The 24,422-nt window shown below is 36.6% G+C and carries 23 protein-coding genes; 1 reads left to right on the top strand and 22 read right to left on the bottom strand.

From position 1 onward, the window contains the following. Positions 1–47: 47 nt before the first annotated feature. The 21 genes from BLT46_RS03420 to BLT46_RS03520 form a co-directional block, all read right to left on the bottom strand. On the bottom strand, positions 48–1,439 hold the full coding sequence (locus BLT46_RS03420; RefSeq protein ID WP_090406236.1) for an aminopeptidase P family protein: 1,392 nt from the start codon (positions 1,437–1,439) through the stop codon (positions 48–50). 759 nt (positions 1,440–2,198) lie between these two features. After that, the gene (locus tag BLT46_RS03425) at positions 2,199–2,627 is read right to left on the bottom strand and encodes a hypothetical protein (RefSeq protein ID WP_143021853.1); all 429 of its coding nucleotides are present in this window, start codon (positions 2,625–2,627) and stop codon (positions 2,199–2,201) included. A gap of 11 nt (positions 2,628–2,638) precedes the next feature. Further along, the gene (locus tag BLT46_RS03430) at positions 2,639–3,226 is read right to left on the bottom strand and encodes a Panacea domain-containing protein (RefSeq protein ID WP_090406243.1); all 588 of its coding nucleotides are present in this window, start codon (positions 3,224–3,226) and stop codon (positions 2,639–2,641) included. A 1,487-nt stretch (positions 3,227–4,713) separates the two neighbouring features. Beyond that, positions 4,714–5,547, bottom strand: a complete 834-nt coding sequence (locus BLT46_RS03435; RefSeq protein ID WP_245722933.1) for a helix-turn-helix domain-containing protein — start codon at positions 5,545–5,547, stop codon at positions 4,714–4,716. Positions 5,548–5,704: 157 nt separating this feature from the next. Further along, a complete protein-coding gene (locus tag BLT46_RS03440) occupies positions 5,705–6,598 on the bottom strand; it encodes an urea transporter (RefSeq protein WP_090406248.1) in 894 nt (297 codons plus the stop codon). A gap of 36 nt (positions 6,599–6,634) precedes the next feature. Continuing rightward, positions 6,635–7,423 (bottom strand): urease accessory protein UreD, encoded by a 789-nt coding sequence (locus BLT46_RS03445; RefSeq protein ID WP_090406251.1) that lies wholly within the window; start codon positions 7,421–7,423, stop codon positions 6,635–6,637. 2 nt (positions 7,424–7,425) lie between these two features. Continuing rightward, the gene (gene ureG, locus BLT46_RS03450; protein WP_090406254.1) at positions 7,426–8,064 is read right to left on the bottom strand and encodes an urease accessory protein UreG; all 639 of its coding nucleotides are present in this window, start codon (positions 8,062–8,064) and stop codon (positions 7,426–7,428) included. Between the two features lie 14 nt (positions 8,065–8,078). Next, positions 8,079–8,768: an urease accessory protein UreF gene (locus tag BLT46_RS03455; protein WP_090406257.1), complete on the bottom strand. Its 690-nt coding sequence runs from the start codon at positions 8,766–8,768 to the stop codon at positions 8,079–8,081. 8 nt (positions 8,769–8,776) lie between these two features. Next, positions 8,777–9,271, bottom strand: a complete 495-nt coding sequence (locus BLT46_RS03460; RefSeq protein ID WP_090406260.1) for an urease accessory protein UreE — start codon at positions 9,269–9,271, stop codon at positions 8,777–8,779. Positions 9,272–9,403: 132 nt separating this feature from the next. Beyond that, positions 9,404–11,125, bottom strand: coding sequence for an urease subunit alpha (ureC, locus tag BLT46_RS03465; protein ID WP_090406263.1), 1,722 nt, complete (start codon positions 11,123–11,125; stop codon positions 9,404–9,406). Next, on the bottom strand, positions 11,122–11,496 hold the full coding sequence (locus BLT46_RS03470; RefSeq protein ID WP_090406265.1) for an urease subunit beta: 375 nt from the start codon (positions 11,494–11,496) through the stop codon (positions 11,122–11,124). Before BLT46_RS03470 ends, ureC begins: the two co-directional genes overlap by 4 nt. Before the next feature lie 17 nt (positions 11,497–11,513). After that, a complete protein-coding gene (gene ureA, locus BLT46_RS03475) occupies positions 11,514–11,816 on the bottom strand; it encodes an urease subunit gamma (RefSeq protein ID WP_090406267.1) in 303 nt (100 codons plus the stop codon). Positions 11,817–11,950: 134 nt separating this feature from the next. Continuing rightward, positions 11,951–12,331: a hypothetical protein gene (locus tag BLT46_RS03480; RefSeq protein ID WP_090406270.1), complete on the bottom strand. Its 381-nt coding sequence runs from the start codon at positions 12,329–12,331 to the stop codon at positions 11,951–11,953. Between the two features lie 964 nt (positions 12,332–13,295). Beyond that, entirely contained in the window at positions 13,296–15,728 is a 2,433-nt protein-coding gene (locus BLT46_RS03485; RefSeq protein WP_176770715.1) for a TonB-dependent receptor, read from the bottom strand. 26 nt (positions 15,729–15,754) lie between these two features. Next, positions 15,755–16,255 carry a GNAT family N-acetyltransferase gene (locus BLT46_RS03490; RefSeq protein WP_090406401.1) on the bottom strand — a complete coding sequence of 167 codons (501 nt, stop codon included), beginning with the start codon at positions 16,253–16,255 and terminating at the stop codon, positions 15,755–15,757. 1 nt (position 16,256) lies between these two features. Next, positions 16,257–17,030: an ABC transporter ATP-binding protein gene (locus BLT46_RS03495; protein WP_090406276.1), complete on the bottom strand. Its 774-nt coding sequence runs from the start codon at positions 17,028–17,030 to the stop codon at positions 16,257–16,259. Further along, positions 17,027–18,034, bottom strand: a complete 1,008-nt coding sequence (locus tag BLT46_RS03500; RefSeq protein WP_090406278.1) for a FecCD family ABC transporter permease — start codon at positions 18,032–18,034, stop codon at positions 17,027–17,029. Before BLT46_RS03500 ends, BLT46_RS03495 begins: the two co-directional genes overlap by 4 nt. A gap of 15 nt (positions 18,035–18,049) precedes the next feature. Further along, positions 18,050–19,054, bottom strand: coding sequence for an ABC transporter substrate-binding protein (locus tag BLT46_RS03505; RefSeq protein WP_090406281.1), 1,005 nt, complete (start codon positions 19,052–19,054; stop codon positions 18,050–18,052). Continuing rightward, entirely contained in the window at positions 19,044–19,526 is a 483-nt protein-coding gene (locus BLT46_RS03510) for a UreE family protein (RefSeq protein ID WP_090406284.1), read from the bottom strand. Before BLT46_RS03510 ends, BLT46_RS03505 begins: the two co-directional genes overlap by 11 nt. A 7-nt stretch (positions 19,527–19,533) precedes the next feature. Beyond that, positions 19,534–20,244, bottom strand: a complete 711-nt coding sequence (hypB, locus tag BLT46_RS03515; protein WP_090406287.1) for a hydrogenase nickel incorporation protein HypB — start codon at positions 20,242–20,244, stop codon at positions 19,534–19,536. 11 nt (positions 20,245–20,255) lie between these two features. Then, the gene (locus tag BLT46_RS03520; RefSeq protein WP_090406290.1) at positions 20,256–20,600 is read right to left on the bottom strand and encodes a hydrogenase maturation nickel metallochaperone HypA/HybF; all 345 of its coding nucleotides are present in this window, start codon (positions 20,598–20,600) and stop codon (positions 20,256–20,258) included. A gap of 908 nt (positions 20,601–21,508) precedes the next feature. On the opposite strand from BLT46_RS03520, the gene BLT46_RS03530 reads away from it, so the two are divergent. After that, on the top strand, positions 21,509–22,735 hold the full coding sequence (locus BLT46_RS03530) for an MFS transporter (protein ID WP_090406296.1): 1,227 nt from the start codon (positions 21,509–21,511) through the stop codon (positions 22,733–22,735). 273 nt (positions 22,736–23,008) lie between these two features. Here the strand turns inward: BLT46_RS03530 and BLT46_RS03535 are convergent, their stop codons facing one another. Then, positions 23,009–24,034, bottom strand: coding sequence for a hypothetical protein (locus BLT46_RS03535; protein ID WP_143021854.1), 1,026 nt, complete (start codon positions 24,032–24,034; stop codon positions 23,009–23,011). Positions 24,035–24,422: the final 388 nt, after the last annotated feature.

Raw genomic sequence — 24,422 nt, forward strand, 5'->3', positions numbered from 1 at the left:
TAAAAAGGGCGAAGTAATATTCGCCCTTTCTTAGTATGTATGTTTTCTTAAAACTTCGCTTTGTAATCTTCTATTTCAGCAACGGTTTTAATCAATTCTGGTCCTAAGTGTTGATAACCATCGGCTTGAATTAAGAAGTTATCCTCTATTCTGATTCCCCCGAAATGTTGGAACGCCTTAACTTTTTCATAGTTGATGAACTCCGCATTTTTCTTGTCTGCTTCCCACATTTCGATTAACTCTGGAATAAAGTAAATCCCTGGTTCTACTGTCAATACGTGGCCAGCTTTCAAGGCTTTTCCTAAACGGAGTGACTTTAAACCAAAAATGCTTGTTTCCTTTGGTTCGTCTGCCGTGTACCCTACGTATTGCTCTCCTAAGTCCTCCATATCGTGTACATCAAGCCCCATCATATGTCCTAATCCACATTGGAAGAACATCGTGTGTGCGTGTGCGGCTACTGCGTCTTGTGCGTTTCCTTTCATAAACCCTAAGTCGATCAACCCTTGCGACAATATTTCTGCTGCTTTTAAGTGAACGTTTTTAAACTTGGTTCCTTCTCTCAATTCTGCTTTCGCTCCTTCAAACGAAGCTAATACCACATTGTACAAATCGCGTTGTTCTGCTGTGAATTTCTTGTCCACTGGAAATGTACGTGTTAAGTCTGACGCGTATCCCATAGCTGTTTCACATCCTGAGTCGTTTAACAGTAATTGCCCCGACTGTAAGGTGTTCATCTTATAATGGTTGTGCAGAATTCCCCCGTTTATGGTTACGATAGACGGATATGCCAACTCACAATTATGGCTTCCGGCTACGTTCTGAATAGCACTGACAATCTCGTATTCTTTAACGCCTGCCTTGCTCATACGCATAGCCAATAAGTGCATTTCATTGGTTACCGTTAATGCCTTTTCAATCTCCACAATTTCCTGTGCTTCTTTGATTTCTCTTTGTGCTACAATAGCCTGAATCATTGGCACGGATGGCGATAATTGTTTGATTGGCACTTCTAACAAATCGCTCAACAATATTTTGTTTACCGACTGATATGGCGGTAGGTAATGCACTGGACGTTGTGCGCTTTGGGCTTTTTTAAGGTACGTGTATAAGTCTGCGAAAGGGCGAGTTTCCTCTACTCCTGCTTTTGCACATTTCTCTTTAAGTGTTTCTTGGCGCCCCATCCATACGATTGCGTCAATTGACATCTCATCTCCAAAGACAATTGTTTTGTTTTCGTCTAAGTCGATGATTGCTGCTAAATGGGGTTGTTGGATGCCAAAATAGTATAAAAACGAACTATCTTGTCTAAAGTGATAGGTGTTGTCTTCGAAGTTTACAGGGTTTTCAATGTTTCCCAAAAATAGTAAAAGACCTTTAGCTTGTACATTATCAGCTAATTTTGCTCTTCTGTTGTTATAAGTTGTCGTGTTAAACATAGCGTAAGTATTTAGACTTCTAATGTAGGTAGTTTGAAGGAGAATATCAAATGAATTGTTTTTTGAAAGCTATGCATTTCTTATTCATTCTTTTCATTTTTTTGAAAGCTGCGCTTTCACAACTTTTTGAAAAACTTCGTTTTTCTGATGTCTTCTCTTCATTTTTGTACAGCGAGTATTTTATTTTTAACATCAATGAACTGTGAATCTTCGATGTCTTGATAAAAAAACGAAGCAAAAAAATCAAGGCTCTATTTCTTTAGCGGTCAAATTAGTTTTCAATGCCTAAATGAAAAGAACTTGCTCCATTTCATTACGCTTCAAACACCTTTTCATTTTGCGGCATCTTCAAACATTTGACGCTCGCTAAACAAATAAGGCCGCCACAGACGCATCAGTTAATAAGTGACATTTTTGTACATTAATGATATTTCGTCAATTAGAGGTATCGGTTGAAAAGTGAAGTTAACGTTTACAATGGTAATTCGTTATTTAAACGTATCGGTTGGTATTGATATTCTGGTTTTCCGGTTTCCGGTTTTCCGTTTTTTCAATTTCCGTAATGTATATTACGTACCGCGCTCCGTACGGGCGAACCTGTGTGTTCGCCCCTTGTTGTTTATTTATAAACAAACCTGCATAATACATATACACAAAGACGCATTACGTTTTACGTCTTTCGTTATACGGTTCACGCATCACGTCTTTCGGTTCCCCGTTCCCGCATATCGGTTTTCGGTTCCCCGTTCCCGGTAATACTTATAGTATCTTTTTAATCTTATTTTTTACAGTAGCGGATTGTTTAAAGCAGTCTATTACCTGTTGTAAAATACGATATTTCAGTTTACCTATCTTTTCATAATCTCTGCCTTCTTGTGGGTAATCATTATTAAAATCATCAACACTTTTTACTGTGATGTATTGACCATACAAATAAGTACGAACACTAAATGAGAAGTTAGTATTGGTTATTATTTCCCCGGCATTAAAAATAAAGGCAGTTTGATTAGCACTTGAAATCTCTACGCAATTTGATTGTGTTGATGGTACATAGTCTTTGCTGGAAGGTAAGCTGATTAACAATGCGTCTGAATCTCCAACTCTCTTTAGTATTAAAAAGAATTTGTCTTTCCTCTGACCATTGTCAAACATATAGTTTTTGATATATAACAACGTTCCTGCCTCCAACTGAATAGTTTTTAGAATGAGTAATTTGTAGTAAAACGTTGCATCTCTTCATACTCTTCTAAGAGGTGTTTTTTCAATTGATCTTCTTCTACTAATTTGTGAAAGTCAATTTTAAAATCACTCGTGTTCCTAACGCCATTCGTAAAGTCGTCAAGCAAGCCCTTTTCTACAACTAACGTATACCAAAGTCCTCCTTTGTGATGTGTCATTTCAACCAATTGTTCTGCATTTAACCCTTGTACTTGTGTCGTTAACTCTTGTAATAATGTAATGTCATTATCAGAAAACTCGTCATTGTTAAATGTGCTTATTGATTTAATGAAAGACCCTTTGCCTTGTTGTTTATCTATACTAATGTAACGCTTTAGTGAGGCTAAGGTTTCATTACTGTCTAATTGAGTGAAGATCTCTTGGTTTACAGGACCGAACTTCCAAGCTTCGTATGATAGGTTAAAAAAAGGAATACCACTGCGTTTTATTGACATCTCATCTAATAGATAAATTAATTTTAACGCTTTTGTTTTGGATAGATAAGGCATCTGATCTGCAAAGTAAATCAGAGTATTTCCAACTTTATCTATTATCTCCTCTTTTTTCATTATTTTTCTTCTTATTGTGATGCAAAGATATAATTTAAAATTACGCAATAACATCCTCTATTACAATTTTTTAACATTATAAATGTGTTTTAAAAAACATCTATATTAGTTACTTATTACTTGTTTATTTTACCCACCAACCACCAAGGTACGGGCGAACCTGTGTGTTCGCCCATTGTTGTTTATTTATAAACAAACCCGCATAATATATATCCACAAAGACGCATTACGCATATCGGTTTTCGGTTCACGTTATACATTATATATATATGATTAATTATAAATAATTAATTGGGGGTAAACACGGGGGTTTACCCCTACGGATGCCGCAATGCAAATGGAATATGCAAATGTTAGACGCGAAGTATCGCGTCTGCACCGATAAACTATGTGTCAAATCACACGGATATACATACCAAAATTATACGGCATATATCCACAAAGACGCATTACGTATTTCGGGAACGGGAAACCGGGAACCGAATTACCATTTTAAATAACCAGATTATCATCCACCACCAAGGTAGGGGCGAATTATTATTCGCCCGCACGGCATACGACACAATGTATATCACGTATCGCGCCCGTACGGGCGAACCTGTGTGTTCGCCACTTGTTGTTTATTTATAAACAAATCTGCATAATACATATACACAAAGACGCATCACGTTTTACGTATTACGCATATCGGTTTTCGGTTTCCCGTTCCCCGTTCCCCGTTTTCGGATTACCACCCACCACCAAGGTAGGGGCGAATTATTATTCGCCCGCACGGCATACGACACAATGTATATCACGTATCGCGCTCGTACGGGCGAACCTGTGTGTTCGCCCCTTGTTGTTTATTTATAAACAAACCTGCATAATACATATACACAAAGACGCATCACGTTTTACGTATATCGGTTCCCTGTTCCCCGTTTTCGGATTACCACCAACCACCAAGGTAGGGGCGAATTATTATTCGCCCGCACGGCATGCGACACAATGTATATCACGTATCGCGCTCAGTACGGGCGAACCCGTGTGTTCGTCCATTGTTGTTTATTTATAAACAAACATTATATATGATTAATTATAAATAATTAATTGGGGGTAAACACGAGGGTTTACCCCTACGGATACCGCAATGCAAATGGAATATGCAAATGTTAGACGCGAAGTATCGCATCTGTACCGATATACTATGTGTCAAATCACACGGATATACACACCAAAATTATACGGTATATATCCACAAAGACGTATTACGTATTTCGGGAACGGGAAACCGGGAACCGAATTACCATTTTAAATAACCAGATTATCATCCACCACCAAAGTAGGGGATTATTATTCGCCCGCACGGCATATATCCACAAAGACGCATCACGTCTTTCGTTTTACGCATACCGGTTCCCCGTTTTCGGTTCCCGCTTCTCAGTTCCAGATACAAAAAAAGCACCTAATCAATTGAAAAGGTGCTTTTGGGTTATATATGTTTTTTACTACAAAATAAACTTCTGTTTTCGATAATCGCTTGGCGAATATCCTGTTACTTTCTTGAATAAACGAGTAAAGTATGAAGCTGAACTATAGCCCAGTTCAAAGGCAATACCAGCGATATCTCTGGTCTTATCTTGTAATAAGATTTGACTGTGCAGAATACTAATTTCATTAATCCACTGCTTCGGGGGTTTATTTGTTGCTTCCTTGACGCATTTATTGAGATAGTTCTCTGAAATGTGGAGAAGGTTTGCGTAGAACAGAACATTTTTATGGTCGATATGAAATTTCTGTACCAACTCTCTGAATTTAAAGGCAATATCTAACTGCCTTGTCATTGGGGTCTTATTCTCAATATCTGTTCTAATGATCTTCTTTAAGACAGTTAGCAATAACGCTATACTGATTTCCATATCTTTAGTTTCGCCATTTACTTCCTCTTCCAGCAGCTCTAATACGCGTCTAACCCAATTAGCATTGGTGTCGTCTAAAACTACATAAGGGTTCATTGTAAAGAATTGTAAATCTGTACTACCTAAAGAAATATCGGTGATAACCTCACTCTCGTAAACAACAAAGAAGCCTTCTATGTCTGCCGATATAGACAACGTAGCTGTAATATTCCCTTGTTTTACGTTGATTACGTCTCCTGCAATTAAGGTGTACGCTCCACTTTCAAGGTGTTGCGTTAGGGTACCTGTAGTTACAAAAATCATAAAGTTAAACGTAGTACGGTACGGGATAACTGGCATTACGATGCCTCTCAAATAATCCTCAATACGATATATCTGTATCTTACTCTCATTAAAAAGGCTGTGCTCATTAATATCTGGCAAAAACAGCTTTTTGTACTGATAATTATTTAGAATTTGTATTGAAGGTTTGGACATATTGGATATAAAATTAAAGACCTTTTTTTTATTTATTAAGCAAAGCTAAATTAAGTAATACGAAGGTCTCAATGTGTTATAATTGTAATAAAAAAAGACTTTTCTATGCTATTTCTTGCTTTTTAGAAAAATATTTATCGACTAACCAGCCATCAAATCTTCTGATTGGATACATTAACCACATTGAAAATACAAATGGGAATGTTAAGGCTGTCCATCCATATTCTATCATTAAAGCGTCTATATACGTTGCAATAGTTACACTTACTAAAACGTATATTCCGTCCCTAACTTTATCTCCTCCCATAGCAATACCACAAAGTACAGCGTTGAAACTTAAAACTCCTTCTTTTACTAAATCGTCTGAGATATCAACGTAGTGAGAAATGAAAACACTAATCATTACTGCTACAAAAGCGTATAGCGCATTGATCGGCTTACTGATGAATACTCCTAAAAAGAAGATAACACCTGCTATGAAGCTTCCTTGGAAAATTACTTGTCCGAATGCGTGTCCTTCAATTAAGAAATCGTCTAATTCTTGAATGTCAACGAAGTGTTCTGGCACGGATGGAATAGCTAATTCTGGGATACTTAACACAAAAAGTGTAATCCACGTCATCCCTACAAATGGAAATGTATATGCTGGTAGTTTGTATTTCACAGCGTAACCCATAGCGATAGTAGCTAATACTGATGCTAAAACAATACCCAACCACACCCAAACATTAGATTGGAAGTAGAAAATTAGGGCTACCCCGATTAAACTTGCGTTAAACCCGTATAGTCCGTTTTCGATATCTTCATCATTGAACTTCATCAACTTTGCAGTTCCGATACCTACTAAGTTACTCACAATACCAGCTACTCCCATTAGTGCTGAATCGTAAAAAATAGCTGCAATAAATAAAATTCCTGTTATTGCGTTTCCCTGTAACATAATTTGTCCAAATCCTTTGAACAATGCATTGTAATAATGACTAACAATCGTTTTCATAAACGTACTTTAAAATATAAAATTTTTGAACTCTTTTTATAGGAATAGTTCACTCCACAATTTTTGTTGAATCTCCTGGAAGATGTTGTATAGTTGTTCTGCACCATAACCAAGTACCCTTACTACAAAGCCGTCTTGCTCTGTTTTACTAATTCCAAAAACGATGTTTTCAACGTCTTTGTACTGAGCGTGAAAGTAAGTGATGTATTCTTCTACTGCCACATTAGCTGTGTTACAGTAAATCAATGTTCCTTGGTGTGTAAAACCTTCTAAAATTCCCAATCCTTGGATAGGCATCAACTCAGGTTGTAACAACACATTGTCTTTTAAGACCATTTCATTGTCTACGAAAACTTCTGTTAAGTTTTGAAAGTGATTGTACTCAAACTGTTCTCCAGACATCTTACGTCCACAAGTAACAATATCACTTAATAAGAATTGGCAATCTTCTGCCAGATTAACGATGTTGTGACTAATGAATGTTGATGAATTCTGAGGTACAACAGGGTGAGGTACATACGCAAAGGCTGCTCCTTTTTCAAGGTTGATAGCCATTGTTTGTGTTGACTTGTCTCTCATATGGAATAAACGTTGGTACGCTTGCGTTTGCAATTGTAACTTCGAATGCTCTGCCACTTTCACTTCAAGTCTGTGGTCATCTCCGTCTAACAATCCCGGTGATGAACTCATAATCATCAGATAAGCTGCCTTATCACGACGATATTGTCCCACTGGAACAATTCTGAATGGTTGAGTAACGTATGCATCCTTTAAGAAGGATACACCGTCACGTTGCTCAACTTTAATATCTAAAGAACATATCATGCTTATCGTTTTAAATTTGGTTCTTCAACATCCTCTAATAGAGCATATTTTTTAATCCAACCGATAATAGCATCAAGTCCTTCTCCTGTTTTTAAGTTTGAGAATACAAATGGAGCTCCTTTACGCATTAAGCGTGCATCTGCTTCCATTACTTCTAATCTTGCTCCTACATAAGGCGCTAAGTCAATTTTATTGATCAACAATAAGTCTGATCTTGTAATAGCTGGTCCACCTTTACGAGGCATTTTTTCTCCTTCTGCTACGTCAAGTACAAAGATTGTGATATCAGCTAAATCCGGACTGTAAGTAGATGATAAGTTATCTCCTCCACTCTCGATTAAGATTAACTCTAAGTTTGGAAAACGGTGTGCTAATTCATCAACAGCTTCTAAGTTCATACTTGCGTCTTCTCTAATTGCTGTGTGAGGACATCCACCTGTTTCAACTCCGATGATACGGTCTGCTGGCAACAAACTGTTTTCTGCCATAAACTTCGCATCTTCTTTTGTATAAATATCGTTTGTGATTACAGCTAAGTCATACTCATTCATTAAACGACGACTTAAACTTTCTAATAAAGCAGTTTTACCAGAACCTACTGGTCCTCCTACTCCAATTTTAACATATTTTCTAGTTTCCATTTTTATGAGTTTTATTATGATAAATACAATCGAGAATAAAGGTTTTCGTGTTGCATACAACGAATATCAAAACCTACATTACACAATCCAATTAAGTTACGGTCAAGGTTTAGGGACTCTTGGCTCAACGTCCATAAATCATCGTGCAAATAGTATAGGATATCTTGTCCGTCTAACTGCCCCAGTGGCACAAGTTTTACGGCATTGGTTACCATACCTATTGCAGCATTGTAATAATAAGCGTGCATAGCCTCTACAATAGGAAGTTCCATTAAGTAAGCAAACATTCCGAATAGAACACAATAGTGGCTATAAGCTTTCTTTTCTCTGATAATTTGTCCCCATTGTTCTACTAACGGATTATCTACATATCTCGAGAATATTTTAAACAACCTCACTCCCAATTTTTGACTTCCTTGGCGTACTTCCATTGGGCTTTTTAGTGCGTTACACTCTTGATCAAGCTTGATTAATTCAGCTAAATCCCCTTTTGAAGCAGCGTCGTAAGCTAATTTCATGATAGCGGCATCATTATATCTAAGGTTATACCACAAGTTATGTCTAACATATTCTTCTGCAGTTACCTTACTATTTACAAGTCCTTCTTGTACATAAGTTTCTAACCCGTTTGAGTGAGTGTAACCACCTATGGGTAAAGTAGGATCTGATAAGTGTAATAATCTTCCTAAAAACTGACTCTGCATAGTAATTATTATTTTATTGACATTATAGTTTTTGACATTTGAAAAGAAAAGCGTTTATTATGGCTAGGATCTACATTAGCATTCAACTTGTGTAATAACACTTCTGATTGAACACTTGGTGCATATCCTTGTTGTTGTAGCCATAAATAAATTGGTCTTTCAAAAGGCATTAGCAGCTTATTCTCCTTTACAAAAAGAGCTAAATGTTTGTTTCCTACTTCATAAGCTACTAATCCTAAATTTAAAAGATCATCAAACTGCACTACGATTGAGTCACAAGGGAGAACGCGAACGACAACCATTCCTGTTTCATCGTCAACTAAAACATCTCCGTGTCTTAGTTCTTGACCTTTGTCCATAAACTTAATCGCCACTTCCCTTCCTGACGCTGTTCGCAATCGTTGTATTCTCTTCTGAGTTTGAAACCACTCAATAGACAATACATCGACTTCCGAATTGTCTAAGGCTGTGATATCATTGCGCAATGCTTTTGTTATAATCATGATAAATGAGAGACTTTTTTATATTCCTTTTCTACTTGCCTTGATGAAGCATTAGCTATTAGCAGTAACAGCTAATGCTTTAAAAAGGGCTAAAAGATCAAGGTGCAAAAGGTTTACACCTTGATTGTATTATTAAAATAAGAAGTAACGTTGCCCTAAAGACACTTCGTCAATTGGTTTACTTGTAATTTTCTTACCGTCAATTAACACTTCATAGTTTTCTGGATTTACAATGATCTCTGGTGTTGCGTCATTGTGAATCATATCTTTCTTAGAGATATTACGACAGTTAGCTACTGGTAATAAAGTTTTGTCTAATCCGTATTCTTCTTGAATTCCTTTTTCTAAAGAAGCTTGAGAAACGAAGTTGAAACAAGTGTTTTTAACTGCTTTTCCTAATCCACCAAACATTGTTCTGATGATGATTGGTTGTGGCGTAGGGATAGATGCGTTAGCGTCTCCCATTTTAGAAGCTACAATCATACCACCTTTGATAATCATCTCTGGTTTAGCTCCAAATAAAGCTGGTTTCCAAAGTACCATATCGGCAATTTTACCTGGTTCGATAGATCCGATGTAGTTAGAAATACCGTGAGCAATTGCAGGGTTGATAGTATATTTAGCAACGTATCTTTTTGCTCTGTAGTTATCGTTTTCAGCACTTTCATCTTCTGGTAAGAATCCAGTTTGTTTTTTCATCTTATCAGCAGTTTGCCATGTTCTTGTGATAACTTCACCAACACGACCCATTGCTTGAGAGTCAGAACTCATAATACTGAATACACCGTGATCTTGTAAGATATCCTCAGCTGCAATAGTTTCAGGACGGATACGAGAGTCAGCGAAAGCAACATCCTCTGGGATATTTTTGCTTAAGTGGTGACATACCATAAGCATATCTAAGTGCTCGTCAATTGTATTTTTTGTAAACGGACGAGTTGGGTTTGTAGAAGCAGGTAATACGTTAGGGTACATTGCTGCTTTGATGATATCAGGTGCGTGACCTCCACCAGCTCCTTCAGTGTGGAAAGTGTGAATAACACGTCCATTAATCGCTTGCATTGTGTCTTCTAAGAAACCAGCTTCGTTTAATGTATCTGTGTGGATAGCTACCTGAACATCGTATTTATCAGCAACTGATAACGCTCTGTCAATTGTAGCAGGAGTAGCTCCCCAGTCTTCGTGGATCTTAACTCCTAATGCTCCAGCTTCGATTTGCTCGATGATTGGTTGCTCTGCTCCTACGTTTCCTTTTCCAAAGAAACCAAAGTTCATTGGCAATCCATCAACTGCTTGTAACATACGTTTCATATTCCATTTACCTGGAGTAACAGTAGTTGCGTTAGTTCCATCTGCTGGTCCTGTACCACCACCGATCATTGTAGTTACACCACTGAAAAGCGCAGTTTCAATTTGTGTTGGGCTGATGTAGTGAATGTGAGTATCAATACCACCTGGAGTCATAATGTATCCTGCTCCTCCGTGAACTTCTGTAGATGCTCCGATGATCATATTTTCTGTTACACCGTCCATTGTGTCTGGGTTACCAGCTCTACCAACACCAACGATTTTTCCATTTTTGATACCGATATCTCCTTTTACAATTCCCCAGTGGTCAATGATAAGAACTCCTGTGATAACCATATCAAGTACACCTTCCTCAGCCATGTGATTAGATGACTGTAACATACCATCTCTTACCGTTTTACCTCCACCAAATTTTACTTCATCTCCGTAACTTGAGAAGTCTTTTTCAACTTCAATGATAATATCTGTGTCACCTAAACGCACTTTATCACCTACTGTAGGTCCGAATATAGCGCTGTAGTTTACTCTACTTACGTTTAAACTCATGATTTTTTGTTTTTAAAGTGATTTTTCTCCATTTTTTTAACCGCTGCAATTTTAGCTTCTTCTGAGATTGTCTCTCCGTTTGCTAAATCATTGTGTCCGTAGATTTTTCTTAATCCTGCATATGGCACAAGTGCAACTTCTTTTTCTTCTCCTGGTTCAAAACGAACAGCAGTACTTGCAATAATGTTTAAGCGTTTTCCGAAAGCAGCAGCTCTGTCAAACTCCATCATCTTATTCACTTCAAAAAAATGGTAGTGTGAACCAACTTGAATTGGTCTATCTCCTGTGTTTACTACAACGATTTTAGTAATCTCTCTACCTTCGTTGCATACAACATCTTCTTCTCTAATAAAATATTCTCCTGGAATCATTTTTACTAATTTTTAAATTAACGGATAGGATTGTGAACAGTTACTAATTTTGTTCCGTCTGGGAAAGTAGCTTCGATTTGAACATCGTGGATCATTTCTGGAATTCCTTCCATTACGTCATCACGTGTTAATAAAGTAGCTCCGAATTGCATTAATTCAGCAACTGATCTTCCATCACGTGCAGCTTCTAATAATTCGCTACTAATGAAGGCAATTGACTCAGGGTAGTTTAATTTCAACCCTCTTGCTTTACGCTTTTTAGCAAGTTCTCCTGCTAAATGCAATAACAATTTCTCTGTTTCTCTTGGTACTAAGTGCATACAGAATTTATTTAAAATTGAACAATAGTTATCTTAACCAACATCATAAACGATGCCGATTAGCTTAAAATTTTCATAGATAAGTATTCTTTAACACAATGAGTGTCAAAGACCTAAGGATCACTAAATAGTGATTATACGATAGGTAATTTAAAAGAATGGTACAGGATGTACTTGGCTCTATACTGCAGTAAGTGAGCACACTGTTCATTCTGTCCATTAGGAAGTCCTCTTGGAGAGTAATCTACATTGTTAAAAAAGAAATAAGCCAAAGCGTCCTCTATCAATAATCCGATAAATTCTGCTGTGTTAGTATCTTCACTTAATTCAAGCTCGATACCAACGTGGGGATGTTGGCTTACTTTATATATGTGTTCCGAAGAAACCTTTGTTGTCGAAAAGTGTACAGTAGAGTTTACTTCACCTCGTATGCCTCCTCTGTTTTGGTTAGTTGATGTCAAACCAAAACAAAGAAGAGAGAAACTTAAAACGATAAAATAAATTATCTCTTTCATACAAGATTTTGTTGTTGTTTATTCTACTGAAATTATAAGTACAAATATAAAACCGACAAGTACTATGCTGTTAGCACAAATCTTGACTATACTACCATAAAATAGGTTTTTATCACTTTTTTTTTGTTTTTTTTTGGGCTATTTTCTGTTTTAAAAAGCTTAATTCCCTTGATATACTTGACATTACGAGAAATATCACCTTTTTAAACTTTACAAAATGACTTTTTTTGACCAACAAGAAACGTGCTATTCCCTTTTTTTAGGTACATATTGGGAATTAATTATAAAAAATTAAGTAAAAATACTCCTTGTAAGAAGTTTATACAAAACCTTATAGCTCATTTTACCAAAAACGCATCTTTTAATACAATTAAATACTTTTAGTACAACACCATTATTTGTTTTTTTTAAAGTACCCTTCTCTTGTAATAAATATTCTTTTGCAGATACCTTTTTAAGCTCTTTTTATCAGTCAAATTGAACACTTACTCTTTTTTTAAATCGTCAATTTAATTCTATTGCCTATTGTACAATAAATTATGATAGCGCACTAATATTTGTTGTTTTAGTACCACTATTACCTAAAAGAATAGGCTTTAAAGCATTGTTATTACAGTCTTCTTTGATACTTATACCACATTACTACCACATTACTACCACACTCCTTCGGAAAAAAGGGCTTTTTTCGAAGGAGTGTGGTACTTGTGTGGTAGATGTCTCGAACATGGTCCGTTTAAAACTGGACTTTGATCTGTTCTTAATTACAATACAATACCTTTTAAAGCTTCATTTATCTTGCTTCTTTTAAAAAAGTGATGTTTATGCTTAGCTCCTAACTTTCTACTGTGTCTTTCTTACAAAAGATACCTCCTAAAAATAAAAAGCAGCAGCAGACAAACGTCCACCACTGCTTTTCATCTGCAATTAAAAATTAAAAATCTGTCTGACCTTTCGGCCAAGCTAACTAAAAGTTATATCCTAAAGAAACCATTACGTTTCTCGGTGCTCCTGCAAATACACGAGTGTAGTCAAATCCTCCTAAGAAGTAATATTTGTCAAATAAGTTATTTACATTCACAGCTACTTTAAATTTATTGATGTGATAGTACAAGGCTACGTTAGCTGTTGTGTATGATGGTAAATACCCCCAAACTGCTTCTCCTTGTGCGTTCTTTTCTGAACTATCACTTAATCTTCTTTGGTCAACGTAGTACACACCTGCTCCAAATCCTAATCCTTTTAACGCTGTGTCTGAGAAAACATATTTCATCCAAACGCTTGCCGAATTTCTTGGTGCTCCTGGTAGAGATTGTCCTACTTCTGACGGAATCTCAGAGTCTTTTACTTTTGTGTCGTTAAAGGTGTAGTTTGCCATTACCTGAAACTCTTTCGTAATTTGTCCGCGTACGTCTAACTCAACTCCTTGTGACACAACCTTTCCTGATTGTCTGTACACTGGTAATCCTGCATCGCTTACACGCCCTGTTCCAATCAACATATTTTGTCTTTCAATTCTAAACAAAGACAAGTCCATTTGCAATTGGTTATTTAAAAACCCTGCTTTTGCTCCTGTTTCTACTTGGAAACTACGCTCTGCTTTAAACGGAGTATCTGAACCGTAATCTTTGTGGTTCACTACAAAGTTTGCCGCTACTGGTACGTATCCTTGTGAGTAACTTGCAAAGTAGTTGATTTGCTCGTTAATCTTATACGTCATTCCAACTCTTGGCAACCACACATTTTGTGTTGCTGTGTAATCGTCTTTTAAGTTTGTACTTTCTGATCTGTAATTTTCGTGACGCAATCCTAATACCATTTTGAAACGCTCGCCAATACTCATCTGGTCTTGTACGTAAATTCCTGTACTTTTATACGGACTCATAAATGGGTACTGAGAGTTTGATCTCCACACATACGTACTTGTATCTGCCCCTTGGTAAACTGGGTTGTTTGTATCAAATGTCAACGGAACAATCTTTCCATCTTCCTCTTTTGATCTCGCTTCACGTTGCCAACTGTTCTTATCTCCCTTATACTGAGCGTAATCAACACCAAATACAATGTGGTTATCAAAGTTTTTACCGTAGATATCCCATTTTAAATAAGACACTAAGTTGTCTGTGTACTCTTTCCCGTGACGGTCAAAATAACGCAAGTTTACAATAGTCTGCGCCTCATCTGCAAAAGAGTTCAGCGTTCTATGCTCGTTCAAATCCTCTTGATAGATAGACTTTTGATAGTTTACATATAGGTTTAAATTATCAACAATGCGTTGTGATAAACGACCACTTAACGTAGTTGTTTTCGTTTTAAAGAAATCTGACGGTTGGCTCAACGTAAACGATTGAGGTAAAGCGTACAAGTCTTTTCCTTTGATACTCATTCCTCTATCCAAATACCCGTTAAACTGGTCAAAGATTAAATCTACATCAATCTGTGTTCCGTCAACTGGTTTGAAGGTAAACGATGGTGCTACAGCAAAGTTCTTGCGGTTATTAATATCTCTAAATGTTTTAGAATCCTCATAACCAGCATTCAAACGGTATAATATTCTCTTTTCTTTATCTAAAGGTCCACCTACGTCTAACGTTGTTCTCAATGTTTGAAAACTTCCGGCAGCTATTGTAACTAATCCTTTGTGTTCTTCTAATGGTTTTTTAGTAACCATATTGATTGTTCCACCAGGTGAAATATCTCCAAATAACGAAGCTCCAGGTCCTTTTAACACCTCAACACTTTCTAAGTTGATTGTCATCGGAGAACGGTAGTAACTCTCTCCAAATCCGTAAGCAGAACGAAGTCCGTTCATCAAACGCATCCCGTTGTCGTATCCTGTTTTAAACCCACGTACAACAAACTCATCATAAGATGAGGCTTGTGTTACACCCGCTAAATCTTGTACCACATCGGTTACTTGAAACGCTTGTTTATCTTCCATCAACTCACTTGAAACAACGGATACTGACTGTGCTAAGTCTTTCAACTTACCGCTAAACTTTCCTCCTAACACAGTACTATTTGTCAAGTACGAATTATCACGGCGAATTGTTACCAATACCTCATCTAATTGTTGTTTGTCGTCTTCTAAAGTGATACTCATCCCTTTATCCGCACTGTAAACTCCTTCTTTAAGTGTTACAACTTTTGTTTTGTAGCCAATTGCCGTTAATTCAATATCAATTGGCAACTCAACTTTATCTCCAAAGCGGAACTCCCCTTTGTCATTGCTTTCTGTCATTAGCGCTTTTTGTGGTGCTGCAACCAATACATCAGCAATAGGCTTACCCTTTCCGTTTAGAATTACTCCGAAAACAGTTTCGGAAACTTGGGCAATAGAAATCATGGGAAGAAATACCAATAGGATTGATAACTTCCAAAAAAGTGATTTTTGTTTCATCTATTTAGTGGTTTTGTAGTTTCTTTTTACAGTGGATGCTCCATATGAAGTGTAGAGAAACCTCCTTCTTCTGCATCCTTAATTAAGCGAAATCCTTGTTTTTGCCAGAACTCAAAAGCGCCAGTCAAAAACGGATGTGTGTGTAGGTACAACATATTGATGCCCTTGTCAATAGCAACTTTCTTCAGTTCGTCAACCAAGAGTTGTGCTATTTTTTTACGTCTATAAGCAGGCTCTACAAATAAGCGAGCTACTTCTACTGTAGTATATTGACTGTAATCTAAATACGGAAAACGGTGATCGTATTCCATCATTCCAATTACGCCAATTAAGTTTCCTTGTTCATCGCGAGCTTGTAAAAAAACACCCTTAGGGTTATTGATATACACCTCGTTAAAATTGGCTAAGTCACCCGGTACTTTAACAGGGTCAAGCATTGGAAACAACACTTTTCTAAATTCTATTACGTATTGTAATATCTCCTGGGCGTCTGCCAGCGTTACTTTGGTAACCTGTATTTTTTCCATCTTATTTCTTTCTTGAAGGAACATATAATGGTCGCCCATTATTCTGTAAATACGTCAACGGCAACTTATACGTCTTTTCAAGCAACTCGTGCAATTCTTCTTGTTCACACGTATTTACGTCTAAAAGGCGCTTGTTCTCCGTTAAGTAAAACTTATCACCATACATAAATGCCATATTGGGGTCGTGCATCACACAAAGTACCGTAGTCCCTTGATCTACCAAGGCGCGTACACACTCTAATACAGCCACTTGATAATGTAAGTCTAAGTGATTTGTTGGTTCATCTAACAACAATACATCTGGTTTTTGAACCAATACGCGGCACAGTAAAACCAATTGTCGCTCTCCCCCAGACAATGACGTATATGCCTTGTCTTTCAAGTGGGCTAAGTCAAATTGATTCAACACATCTTCTACCGCTTGGTGGTCCTCCTCACTGGGTGAAAACTTAGAAAAAGAAGCACGCCCCGTCAAAATCACGTCTTTCACTTTAAAAGGAAAAGTCGTTTGATGAAACTGCGTTAAAAACCCAAGGCGTATTCCTTGTTGTTGTCCCGGTTTAATCTTTCTTCTCTCCGTATCACCAATGATAATTTCACCAGTATATTTTTGTTCCAACCCTGCTAACACATTAAACAGCGTTGATTTACCACTACCATTTCTACCCAGAATAATAGAAAACTCCCCTTTTGCAAACTGAACATTCACCTTGTTCAACACTTGTTCTTTTCCGTACGAAAAACTCAAGTCTTTTATTGAAATTATACTGCTCATCCGTTCCAATTCATTAAACTTTTCTTCATTAAGTAGATAAAAATAGGAGCACCAATCAACATTGTAAATACACCTACAGGTATCTCAAACGGCATTATAGCCCTTGAAAAATCATCAATTACCAATAAGAATGCTCCCCCGATACTAATATTTGCCCAAACGCAAATACTGTTATCTGGTCCGAAAATCATTCTGCTGATATGAGGTACAATTAATCCAAACAAGCTAATTACACCTACTGCCGCTACAGACGAAGCTGTAATCATAGTAGATACGGCAATTAACACCAGCTTTAATACTTTTGGATTAACCCCTACCGCCAGTGCTTCGTTGTCTCCTAACGACAATAAGTTAAGCTTCCATCTTAAAAAGACGATCACCGCCAGTCCGATTACAATAGGATAAACAGCCATATTTACTTTTGACCAAGAGGCCGTGTGTAAATTACCCATTGTCCATTGTATAATCGCTTGCAACTTATACGGATCACTTAAATATTGCAATAGCGTTAGCAAAGCTGTGAAAATTCCGGATATGATAATTCCTGACAACACCATACTTACAATTGAAGTACGACTACCAGCATAGGAAACACCATACGTCATTAAAACAGCACACACACCAAAGGCAAAAGCAGATAAGTTAATAGACATAAAGGGAAAAAGCATTGCCAACGCCGCTCCAAAAGCAGCCCCTGAGGAGATCCCTAACGTAAAAGGATCTACAATTGGGTTTCTAAAAATGGCTTGTAATACACCACCAGCAGACGCTAAAGAAGCCCCCACTAAAAAAGTCAAGATGATACGTGGCATTCTTACCTTCCATAAAATAGTCTCAATTGGACTTGTAGCTATATCCTGCCCTTGCCAACGTGCAAACATTCGCCCAGCATAGTGTAGCAACTCGCTTAGACTCAGGTTTTCTGTTGAACCTAACAACAGTGAACCTATGACTAAAACGATAGGAACTACCCACAATAACGCTACTTTTAGCTTATTCCCCATATTCTATTTATCTAACTAATTATTCGTTTTATATAGCTCTTTTAACACCGCTTGTATTTCAACATTCAGCTCATCTGCCGATTTCTCGTTGTAACACCAGTTGCGCACTTGCTTAGCAAACAATAAAAACTTAACTGTGTGGGGGTCGTAATAGAATGTTGGGTACATTTCATATACGTGTTTGTTTTTAACTGCTGGTAAGTTTTCTAATTCTTTCAAACTATACACATCATTTTGACTTGAGTCCCAAAGGATAATGATATCAGGATTCCATTTGTACAAAGTCTCTGCTCCTACATTTGGCGCCTCCATTTCTAAAGGACAAGCATTTACTGCTCCAGACAAATTAATTGCCAAATCCATTAAAGTACCCTTTCCTGAAGTTGATAACACACGCCCTTTAGACCAAGCATAATAAGCTGTTTTAGGATTTTCGAACTTAGCTGTTTGCATTTTTGCTACCTCTGCTCTGATATAAGTAACAATCTCTTCAGCACGTTCTTTTTTACCTAACAACGTCGCCATTCCTATCAATTCCTTATAAATAACCTCCTGACTCTTGCTTGATACCGTATATACTTTAATTCCCAATTGTTCTAACTGCTCTACTGTTTCAATGTCTTTGTCAAACGTAATCACCAAATCAGGCTGTAACCCGATAATTGACTCTATATTACTTGAACCACCACCAAAACTCGGTGTAGCAATCTCTTTATTGGCAATTCTCTTATCCAGTTTAGACAAGAAAGAAAACGTATCTTCTTTTTGATATACCTGTTGCGGAATACCCACTAATTTATCTTGAGCTCCTAACATATAGATATCATCTACAAGTGGGTCATAAAGAACAACAATACGTTGTGCCACAGCGTCAAGCGTAATCTCTTTATCTCTACAATCTAACGCAGTAACACTTGTTTGTTGCACTTGCTCTTTCTCTTCTACTTTAGACTTACACGCATTGGTAAAAACAGCGCTAATCATCACAAGTGCGAAGAATAGAAATTGTTTATTTTTCATTAGATAATTTTATTAGTTTTCTCACATTCTTCACTTCGTTTTGCATCAACAAAGTTTTTTCTTGTAAGCTGATTTTATCATTTAGTTTCGCAAGTAATTGCTCGTATAAATTCCCGTCATAAGGCACGGTAAACGATTTCTTGTCAGCATCGGTAAACAACGGTAAGTGCCTGTTGCCTATATAGTAACAAAAGTCTGCTACTTCGCGCTCTACATCAGAAGAGAAGACAATACACAAGGCAGGTTTTACAGCTATTTTAGCCAAGCAAACCCCATTTGCACATAGCAAATCTCCCTGTTGCCAATCTCTATTCACTGTTTTAGTAAGATGAAGTTCTACCCCCTGCTTAGTCTGTCTTTTAATCAATTGCTTTTGCGTTTCAAACCATTCAATCTCAAACACATCAGCAACTTCATTTGAACAACCTACTTCAGCAGACAGAACCTCATCTATTAGAATAACCTCTTGCATAAAGAAATTACTCTTCAGTATTTTTAGCTTTTTTCTCAGCTACTTTATCTTTCAACCATTGACACCATTGGTCCATTCCATCTCCTTTTAAAGTACTGATTGTAAGCACCTCAATATTAGGATTCACTTCTCTTGCATCTTTAGTAACGTTCTCAACTGTAAAAGGTACATAAGGTAATAAGTCAGCTTTAGAAACAACCATTAACTCACTTGTTAAGAACATTCTTGGGTATTTTTTAGGTTTGTCATCCCCTTCAGTAGTCGCCAATAAAGTAACGCGGTAATCCTCTCCTAAGTCAAAAGCAGACGGACATAATAAGTTACCTACGTTTTCTATAAACAACAAGTCAGTTTCACTTAAGTCGATATGGTCTAACGCTTGAAGAATCATTTGTGCTTCAATATGACACATACCACCTGTTACGATTTGCAAAGCATTAATCCCTACCTCTTGCATACGCACAGCATCTCTATCCGTTTCAGGGTCTCCCACTAATACCGAAATGTTTATATCATTGGCTAATCTCTTACCCGTTTCTTGCATCAAAGTAGTTTTACCAGATCCAGGAGAAGAACAAACATTAATCACACATACATTTTTCAATTTCTCACGAATAGCATTTGCTACATAGTCATTTGCTTTTAATAAGTGAAGAGTTGTATTATCACATTGAAGTGAACCTACGCGGTTTCCTAAACTTTTTGGATTGCTAGCCATAGTATTAATTTTTAAGCTTGTTTAAATATTACTTTTGATATAAATAAGTCATTTCCTTGTACAATATTTGACGAAGGTTGTCCACAAGGGCATACGAACTTGTGAAACTCGACTTTAAAATCCTTATTGCAGGAATCACAATGAGCAATGATATCTTGTACTACTACATCCAATTCCATATCCTTATACGTTTCGTTATCTGCTATAAAAGCATCAAAAGCATTCTGAATAAGAACAGGCTGTACATTTGACAATAAACCCGCTGTAATTTCTATTTTGACGATATCTTCACTTTTCGCTTGATAATGCTCTTCAAGTGTTGAAAAAATATCTTTTACGATTGTTAATTCGTGCATAACTTCAATACGTCTTTTAATTACAATAAAATATGAGTCAATCTATTCATCGCAAAATCCAGGCCTTTTTTAATTGCAAAATCATATTTTGCATAAAAAGCCTTATTTTTTGTCCAATAAATAGAATATATATAGTAGCTATAAAATGTCAGAAATGGCACTTACACTTTTCTTTACTAAAATGTGCCCAATAGCTAATGAATGTTTTAATCCTTTTCCTCTGTTAAGTCTAACTGAAGGCTTAATAATAATCACACTTTCGTTATTAAAACAGGACAAAATTACGAGGTATCTCAAGGCACAAATAGCACAAATCTTGACTATTCTACCATAAAATAGGGGTTCACAAAACTTTATGATTTCTATCTTCTTTTTTCATTACTTAAATATTTTCTTATATTTCTGAAAAATTGCATAACATCCACTAAAAAAATTAGAAAACAACCTAAAAATACAAGCCTAAATAAGAAAAAAAGTAACACACCTTATTTTTAATAGAAAAAACACAAAACAAATTCATTAGTATTCCCGCAAGAAAAAGAAGTTTAAAATAGTATTAAAAAAGTGCTTTAGCCCCCTTTTAAACCAAAAAAAATAGCACAAAAGAGGGATAATTTAGAGACCGTCACTTTATTTCATTTCGATATTTATCACTTGCCATAAAATAGCCTTCTGCTAAAAATCAAATCATTTTTCCCAAAAATCAAAATGGCACTTTTCTTGAATAAAAAACACAATTATTATGTATAGCATTAACACTTTCAAAGGTCAATCCCATCAATAAACAACTATCTTTGCCCTCGTTTAGTAGTTTTGGCACATCTGTTGTTTCTACACTAAATCTCAATTTGACTTATACGCATTAAAAAATAGGAAGATATATTCAATTAATGCCCAATACATTATATATGACAGAACCACAAAATAACGCTTTTACCAGCTATCAGAAATTCGCCATTTTTATACTTGCCATTACGCAGTTTACCGTAATCCTTGACTTTATGGTAATGGCTCCTTTAGGTGATTTGCTGTTAAAGAGTTTAGATATGAACACCAAAGACTTTAGTATTGCCGTATCTGCCTACGCCTTTAGTGCGGGTATAGCGGGATTACTAACGGCGGGCTTTGCAGACCGATTTGACCGCAAAAAGCTACTGCTGTTTTTTTACGTTGGGTTTATCATAGGAACCCTTTTTTGTGCCCTTGCTAATTCATACACTACGTTAGTACTGGCGCGTATAGTAACCGGATTATTTGGTGGAGTAATAGGCTCAATCTCTATGGCTATTATCACCGATTTGTTTAGCTTACAACAAAGAGGTCGCGTTATGGGCTACGTACAAATGGGCTTTGGAGCAAGTCAGGTATTAGGTATTCCGATTGGCTTGTATATTGCCAACAAATGGTATTGGGAAGCGCCGTTTTTTATGATTGTCGGTTTGTCTATCCTTATTGCCTTTGCCATTGCTATTTACTTTAAACCGGTAACCGAGCACTTAAAATTACAACAAAACAAGAAAGTGGTTGCCCACCTTTGGCATACCTTAAAACACAAAGATTACCGCATCGGCTTTTTGTCAATCTGTTTCTTATCAGTAGGGGGATTTATGCTAATGCCGTTTGGAACCATATTCGCAGTAAACAACTTAGGCGTACACCCAGACCAGTTGCCTATCTTATTTATGATATCAGGGATAAGCTCACTTGCCTTAATGCCATTCATCGGTAAACTAAGTGACCGTATGGACAAATACCGCTTGTTTACCCTTGCCAGTATTTGGTTAATGACCGTATCTGTTGTGTATACCAACCTATTTCAAATCCCGTTTTGGTTAGTCGTAACCACTAATATCTTAATGATGATCGGAATTATGAGTCGAATGGTACCCGCAACAGCTTTGAGCAGTGCCATTCCATACTCTAAAGACAGAGGGGCTTATATGAGTATTTCCTCGTCTATACAACAAATATCAGGAGGTATCGCAGCCACAATATCCGGATTAATCGTCTATCAAGAATCTGCTACCAGTCCGTTAATCAATTACGATAAAGTAGCATATATGGTGATTATTGTGTCTTGTATCAGTATTTTCTTAATGGGGCGCATCAACCGTTTGGTTCAACAAAATAGATAGTGTGGTTTTGTGTATTTTACAGAAAATGGTGTAAATTTGCAAGACAAAAGTGCCCCTTTATACATTCTGCTATAAAGCAGCACTATAAAATAAGATATTGACCTCAGAATTCGTTCTGAGGTTTTTTATTTATATACCTTCCTTTACTCACCCTCTCAATTAAATATCATAAACATAATTTGATTACTATTTTTATACATACAGCACAAAAAGAAAAACTCCCTTGTTAATCAAATTAAACAAGGGAGTTTTGAATTATATATAAAAAGCAATTTACTCTTTTACAAGCTGACCTTTCTCATCGTATTCCTCTACACCTACTATCTTTTTTTCATCAAACGGATAAACACTAAACGGCAGTAAATCAGCAAAGCTTTCAATTGCATTTAAGTCTTTCGCAATCACATCAAACTTGCTTATAACAGCACTTAGCAACTGCCCAAGGGAACCATCAAACACAACCGGAAACTGCAAAAATATAGGCGTTAAAAACTGATTAGCAAACTGATCCATATTTGAATCAAACGGCAAACGCTTAAAACTAAACTCCTGTTCTACCTCCTTTGCATCTTTGTAATACACAGTCATTGACAACGGAGAACCCTTTTTAACCACTTCAATAAACGGTTTAGCCGTAAACAAGTGTTGCCCCTTGATGAAATAATCAGCCACAAGCTTATTACCAGCCTTTTTAACCACTATTAAACTCTCACCGCTCATATCCTTAATTAACAGTTGATCGTCCGTTAATTCAAACGAAATACGGTTAAAATAATGCATCTCAAACAGATCTATGAACAGGCTCTTCTCTTCAAAGTCTTCATAATTGACAATTCCCACAGCATTCCCCTCTTCAACTTCCTTATACACTCGCCCACTCTTAACTTTTCCTCCTTCATACACCGTTTCTAAATCGTACATAAACGGAGCAGCAAACTGATCTCTTGCCAAGTAATCGTAAGAATACTGTGCTTTTCGCTCACCCTGTTCATAATAGTTAATCAAGTTAATCTCAGACAGTATTCTACCCTCTTTGAAATACCCCTCAAACGGTTTACCCTCTTTATAAACCCCTTTATACATCTTTTGAGGCTTACCATCAATCATAAAACCATTGTCTTCCACTTCAACCACCCTTCCTTTTTCATCCTTCAAAATACGCTTGTACAATCGCTTGTCATCTTCGTCATAAAACACCTTTTCTTCTTTCATATCACTCCTTTTTTCTTGAGCAAAAACAGTCCCAAAAGGCAGACAACACAGTGTCCCTAATACTATAATTCCTCTGATACTCTTCATAATTCACTCAATTTAGTTTGGTTTAATTTGTTTCTACACTTATCGTTAGTAAGCTGAAAGAGAACACAATATAGAAAAATAATTACTGGGATGTTAAAATATCTTTACAAATGGCGAAATAATTATTACGCCTATAATCAAGGTTAGCTGTTTGTCTATCAATTGTAAACTCCACTAAATGTGTAACCTACAAGTATAATATCAGTCATCTTACAACCCCACATTTATAAAGTTTACCCTATTGATAGATTACAAAAAATCCCCATACTTCAAGTGAAGTATGGGGATTCTCTTATGTTTTAAAGGCAATGCCTATTTATGTTGATCTATTAAATTGAGGATAAAAAAAATGCCCCGTTATAGTCGAGGCAAACTAAATGTTTTCACA

The sequence above is a fragment of the Myroides phaeus genome (genome assembly GCF_900099675.1).
Classification (GTDB): domain Bacteria; phylum Bacteroidota; class Bacteroidia; order Flavobacteriales; family Flavobacteriaceae; genus Flavobacterium; species Flavobacterium phaeum.

Bases quoted from the DNA above. Each gene is read 5' to 3' on its own strand.
- BLT46_RS03420 (WP_090406236.1), bottom strand. From the start codon at position 1,439: ATGTTTAACACGACAACTTATAACAACAGAAGAGCAAAATTAGCTGAT.
- BLT46_RS03430 (WP_090406243.1), bottom strand. From the start codon at position 3,226: ATGAAAAAAGAGGAGATAATAGATAAAGTTGGAAATACTCTGATTTAC.
- BLT46_RS03440 (WP_090406248.1), bottom strand. From the start codon at position 6,598: ATGAAAACGATTGTTAGTCATTATTACAATGCATTGTTCAAAGGATTT.
- BLT46_RS03445 (WP_090406251.1), bottom strand. From the start codon at position 7,423: ATGATATGTTCTTTAGATATTAAAGTTGAGCAACGTGACGGTGTATCC.
- ureG (WP_090406254.1), bottom strand. From the start codon at position 8,064: ATGGAAACTAGAAAATATGTTAAAATTGGAGTAGGAGGACCAGTAGGT.
- BLT46_RS03455 (WP_090406257.1), bottom strand. From the start codon at position 8,768: ATGCAGAGTCAGTTTTTAGGAAGATTATTACACTTATCAGATCCTACT.
- BLT46_RS03460 (WP_090406260.1), bottom strand. From the start codon at position 9,271: ATGATTATAACAAAAGCATTGCGCAATGATATCACAGCCTTAGACAAT.
- ureC (WP_090406263.1), bottom strand. From the start codon at position 11,125: ATGAGTTTAAACGTAAGTAGAGTAAACTACAGCGCTATATTCGGACCT.
- BLT46_RS03470 (WP_090406265.1), bottom strand. From the start codon at position 11,496: ATGATTCCAGGAGAATATTTTATTAGAGAAGAAGATGTTGTATGCAAC.
- ureA (WP_090406267.1), bottom strand. From the start codon at position 11,816: ATGCACTTAGTACCAAGAGAAACAGAGAAATTGTTATTGCATTTAGCA.
- BLT46_RS03480 (WP_090406270.1), bottom strand. From the start codon at position 12,331: ATGAAAGAGATAATTTATTTTATCGTTTTAAGTTTCTCTCTTCTTTGT.
- BLT46_RS03485 (WP_176770715.1), bottom strand. From the start codon at position 15,728: ATGAAACAAAAATCACTTTTTTGGAAGTTATCAATCCTATTGGTATTT.
- BLT46_RS03490 (WP_090406401.1), bottom strand. From the start codon at position 16,255: ATGGAAAAAATACAGGTTACCAAAGTAACGCTGGCAGACGCCCAGGAG.
- BLT46_RS03495 (WP_090406276.1), bottom strand. From the start codon at position 17,030: ATGAGCAGTATAATTTCAATAAAAGACTTGAGTTTTTCGTACGGAAAA.
- BLT46_RS03500 (WP_090406278.1), bottom strand. From the start codon at position 18,034: ATGGGGAATAAGCTAAAAGTAGCGTTATTGTGGGTAGTTCCTATCGTT.
- BLT46_RS03505 (WP_090406281.1), bottom strand. From the start codon at position 19,054: ATGAAAAATAAACAATTTCTATTCTTCGCACTTGTGATGATTAGCGCT.
- BLT46_RS03510 (WP_090406284.1), bottom strand. From the start codon at position 19,526: ATGCAAGAGGTTATTCTAATAGATGAGGTTCTGTCTGCTGAAGTAGGT.
- hypB (WP_090406287.1), bottom strand. From the start codon at position 20,244: ATGGCTAGCAATCCAAAAAGTTTAGGAAACCGCGTAGGTTCACTTCAA.
- BLT46_RS03520 (WP_090406290.1), bottom strand. From the start codon at position 20,600: ATGCACGAATTAACAATCGTAAAAGATATTTTTTCAACACTTGAAGAG.
- BLT46_RS03530 (WP_090406296.1), top strand. From the start codon at position 21,509: ATGACAGAACCACAAAATAACGCTTTTACCAGCTATCAGAAATTCGCC.
- BLT46_RS03535 (WP_143021854.1), bottom strand. From the start codon at position 24,034: ATGAAGAGTATCAGAGGAATTATAGTATTAGGGACACTGTGTTGTCTG.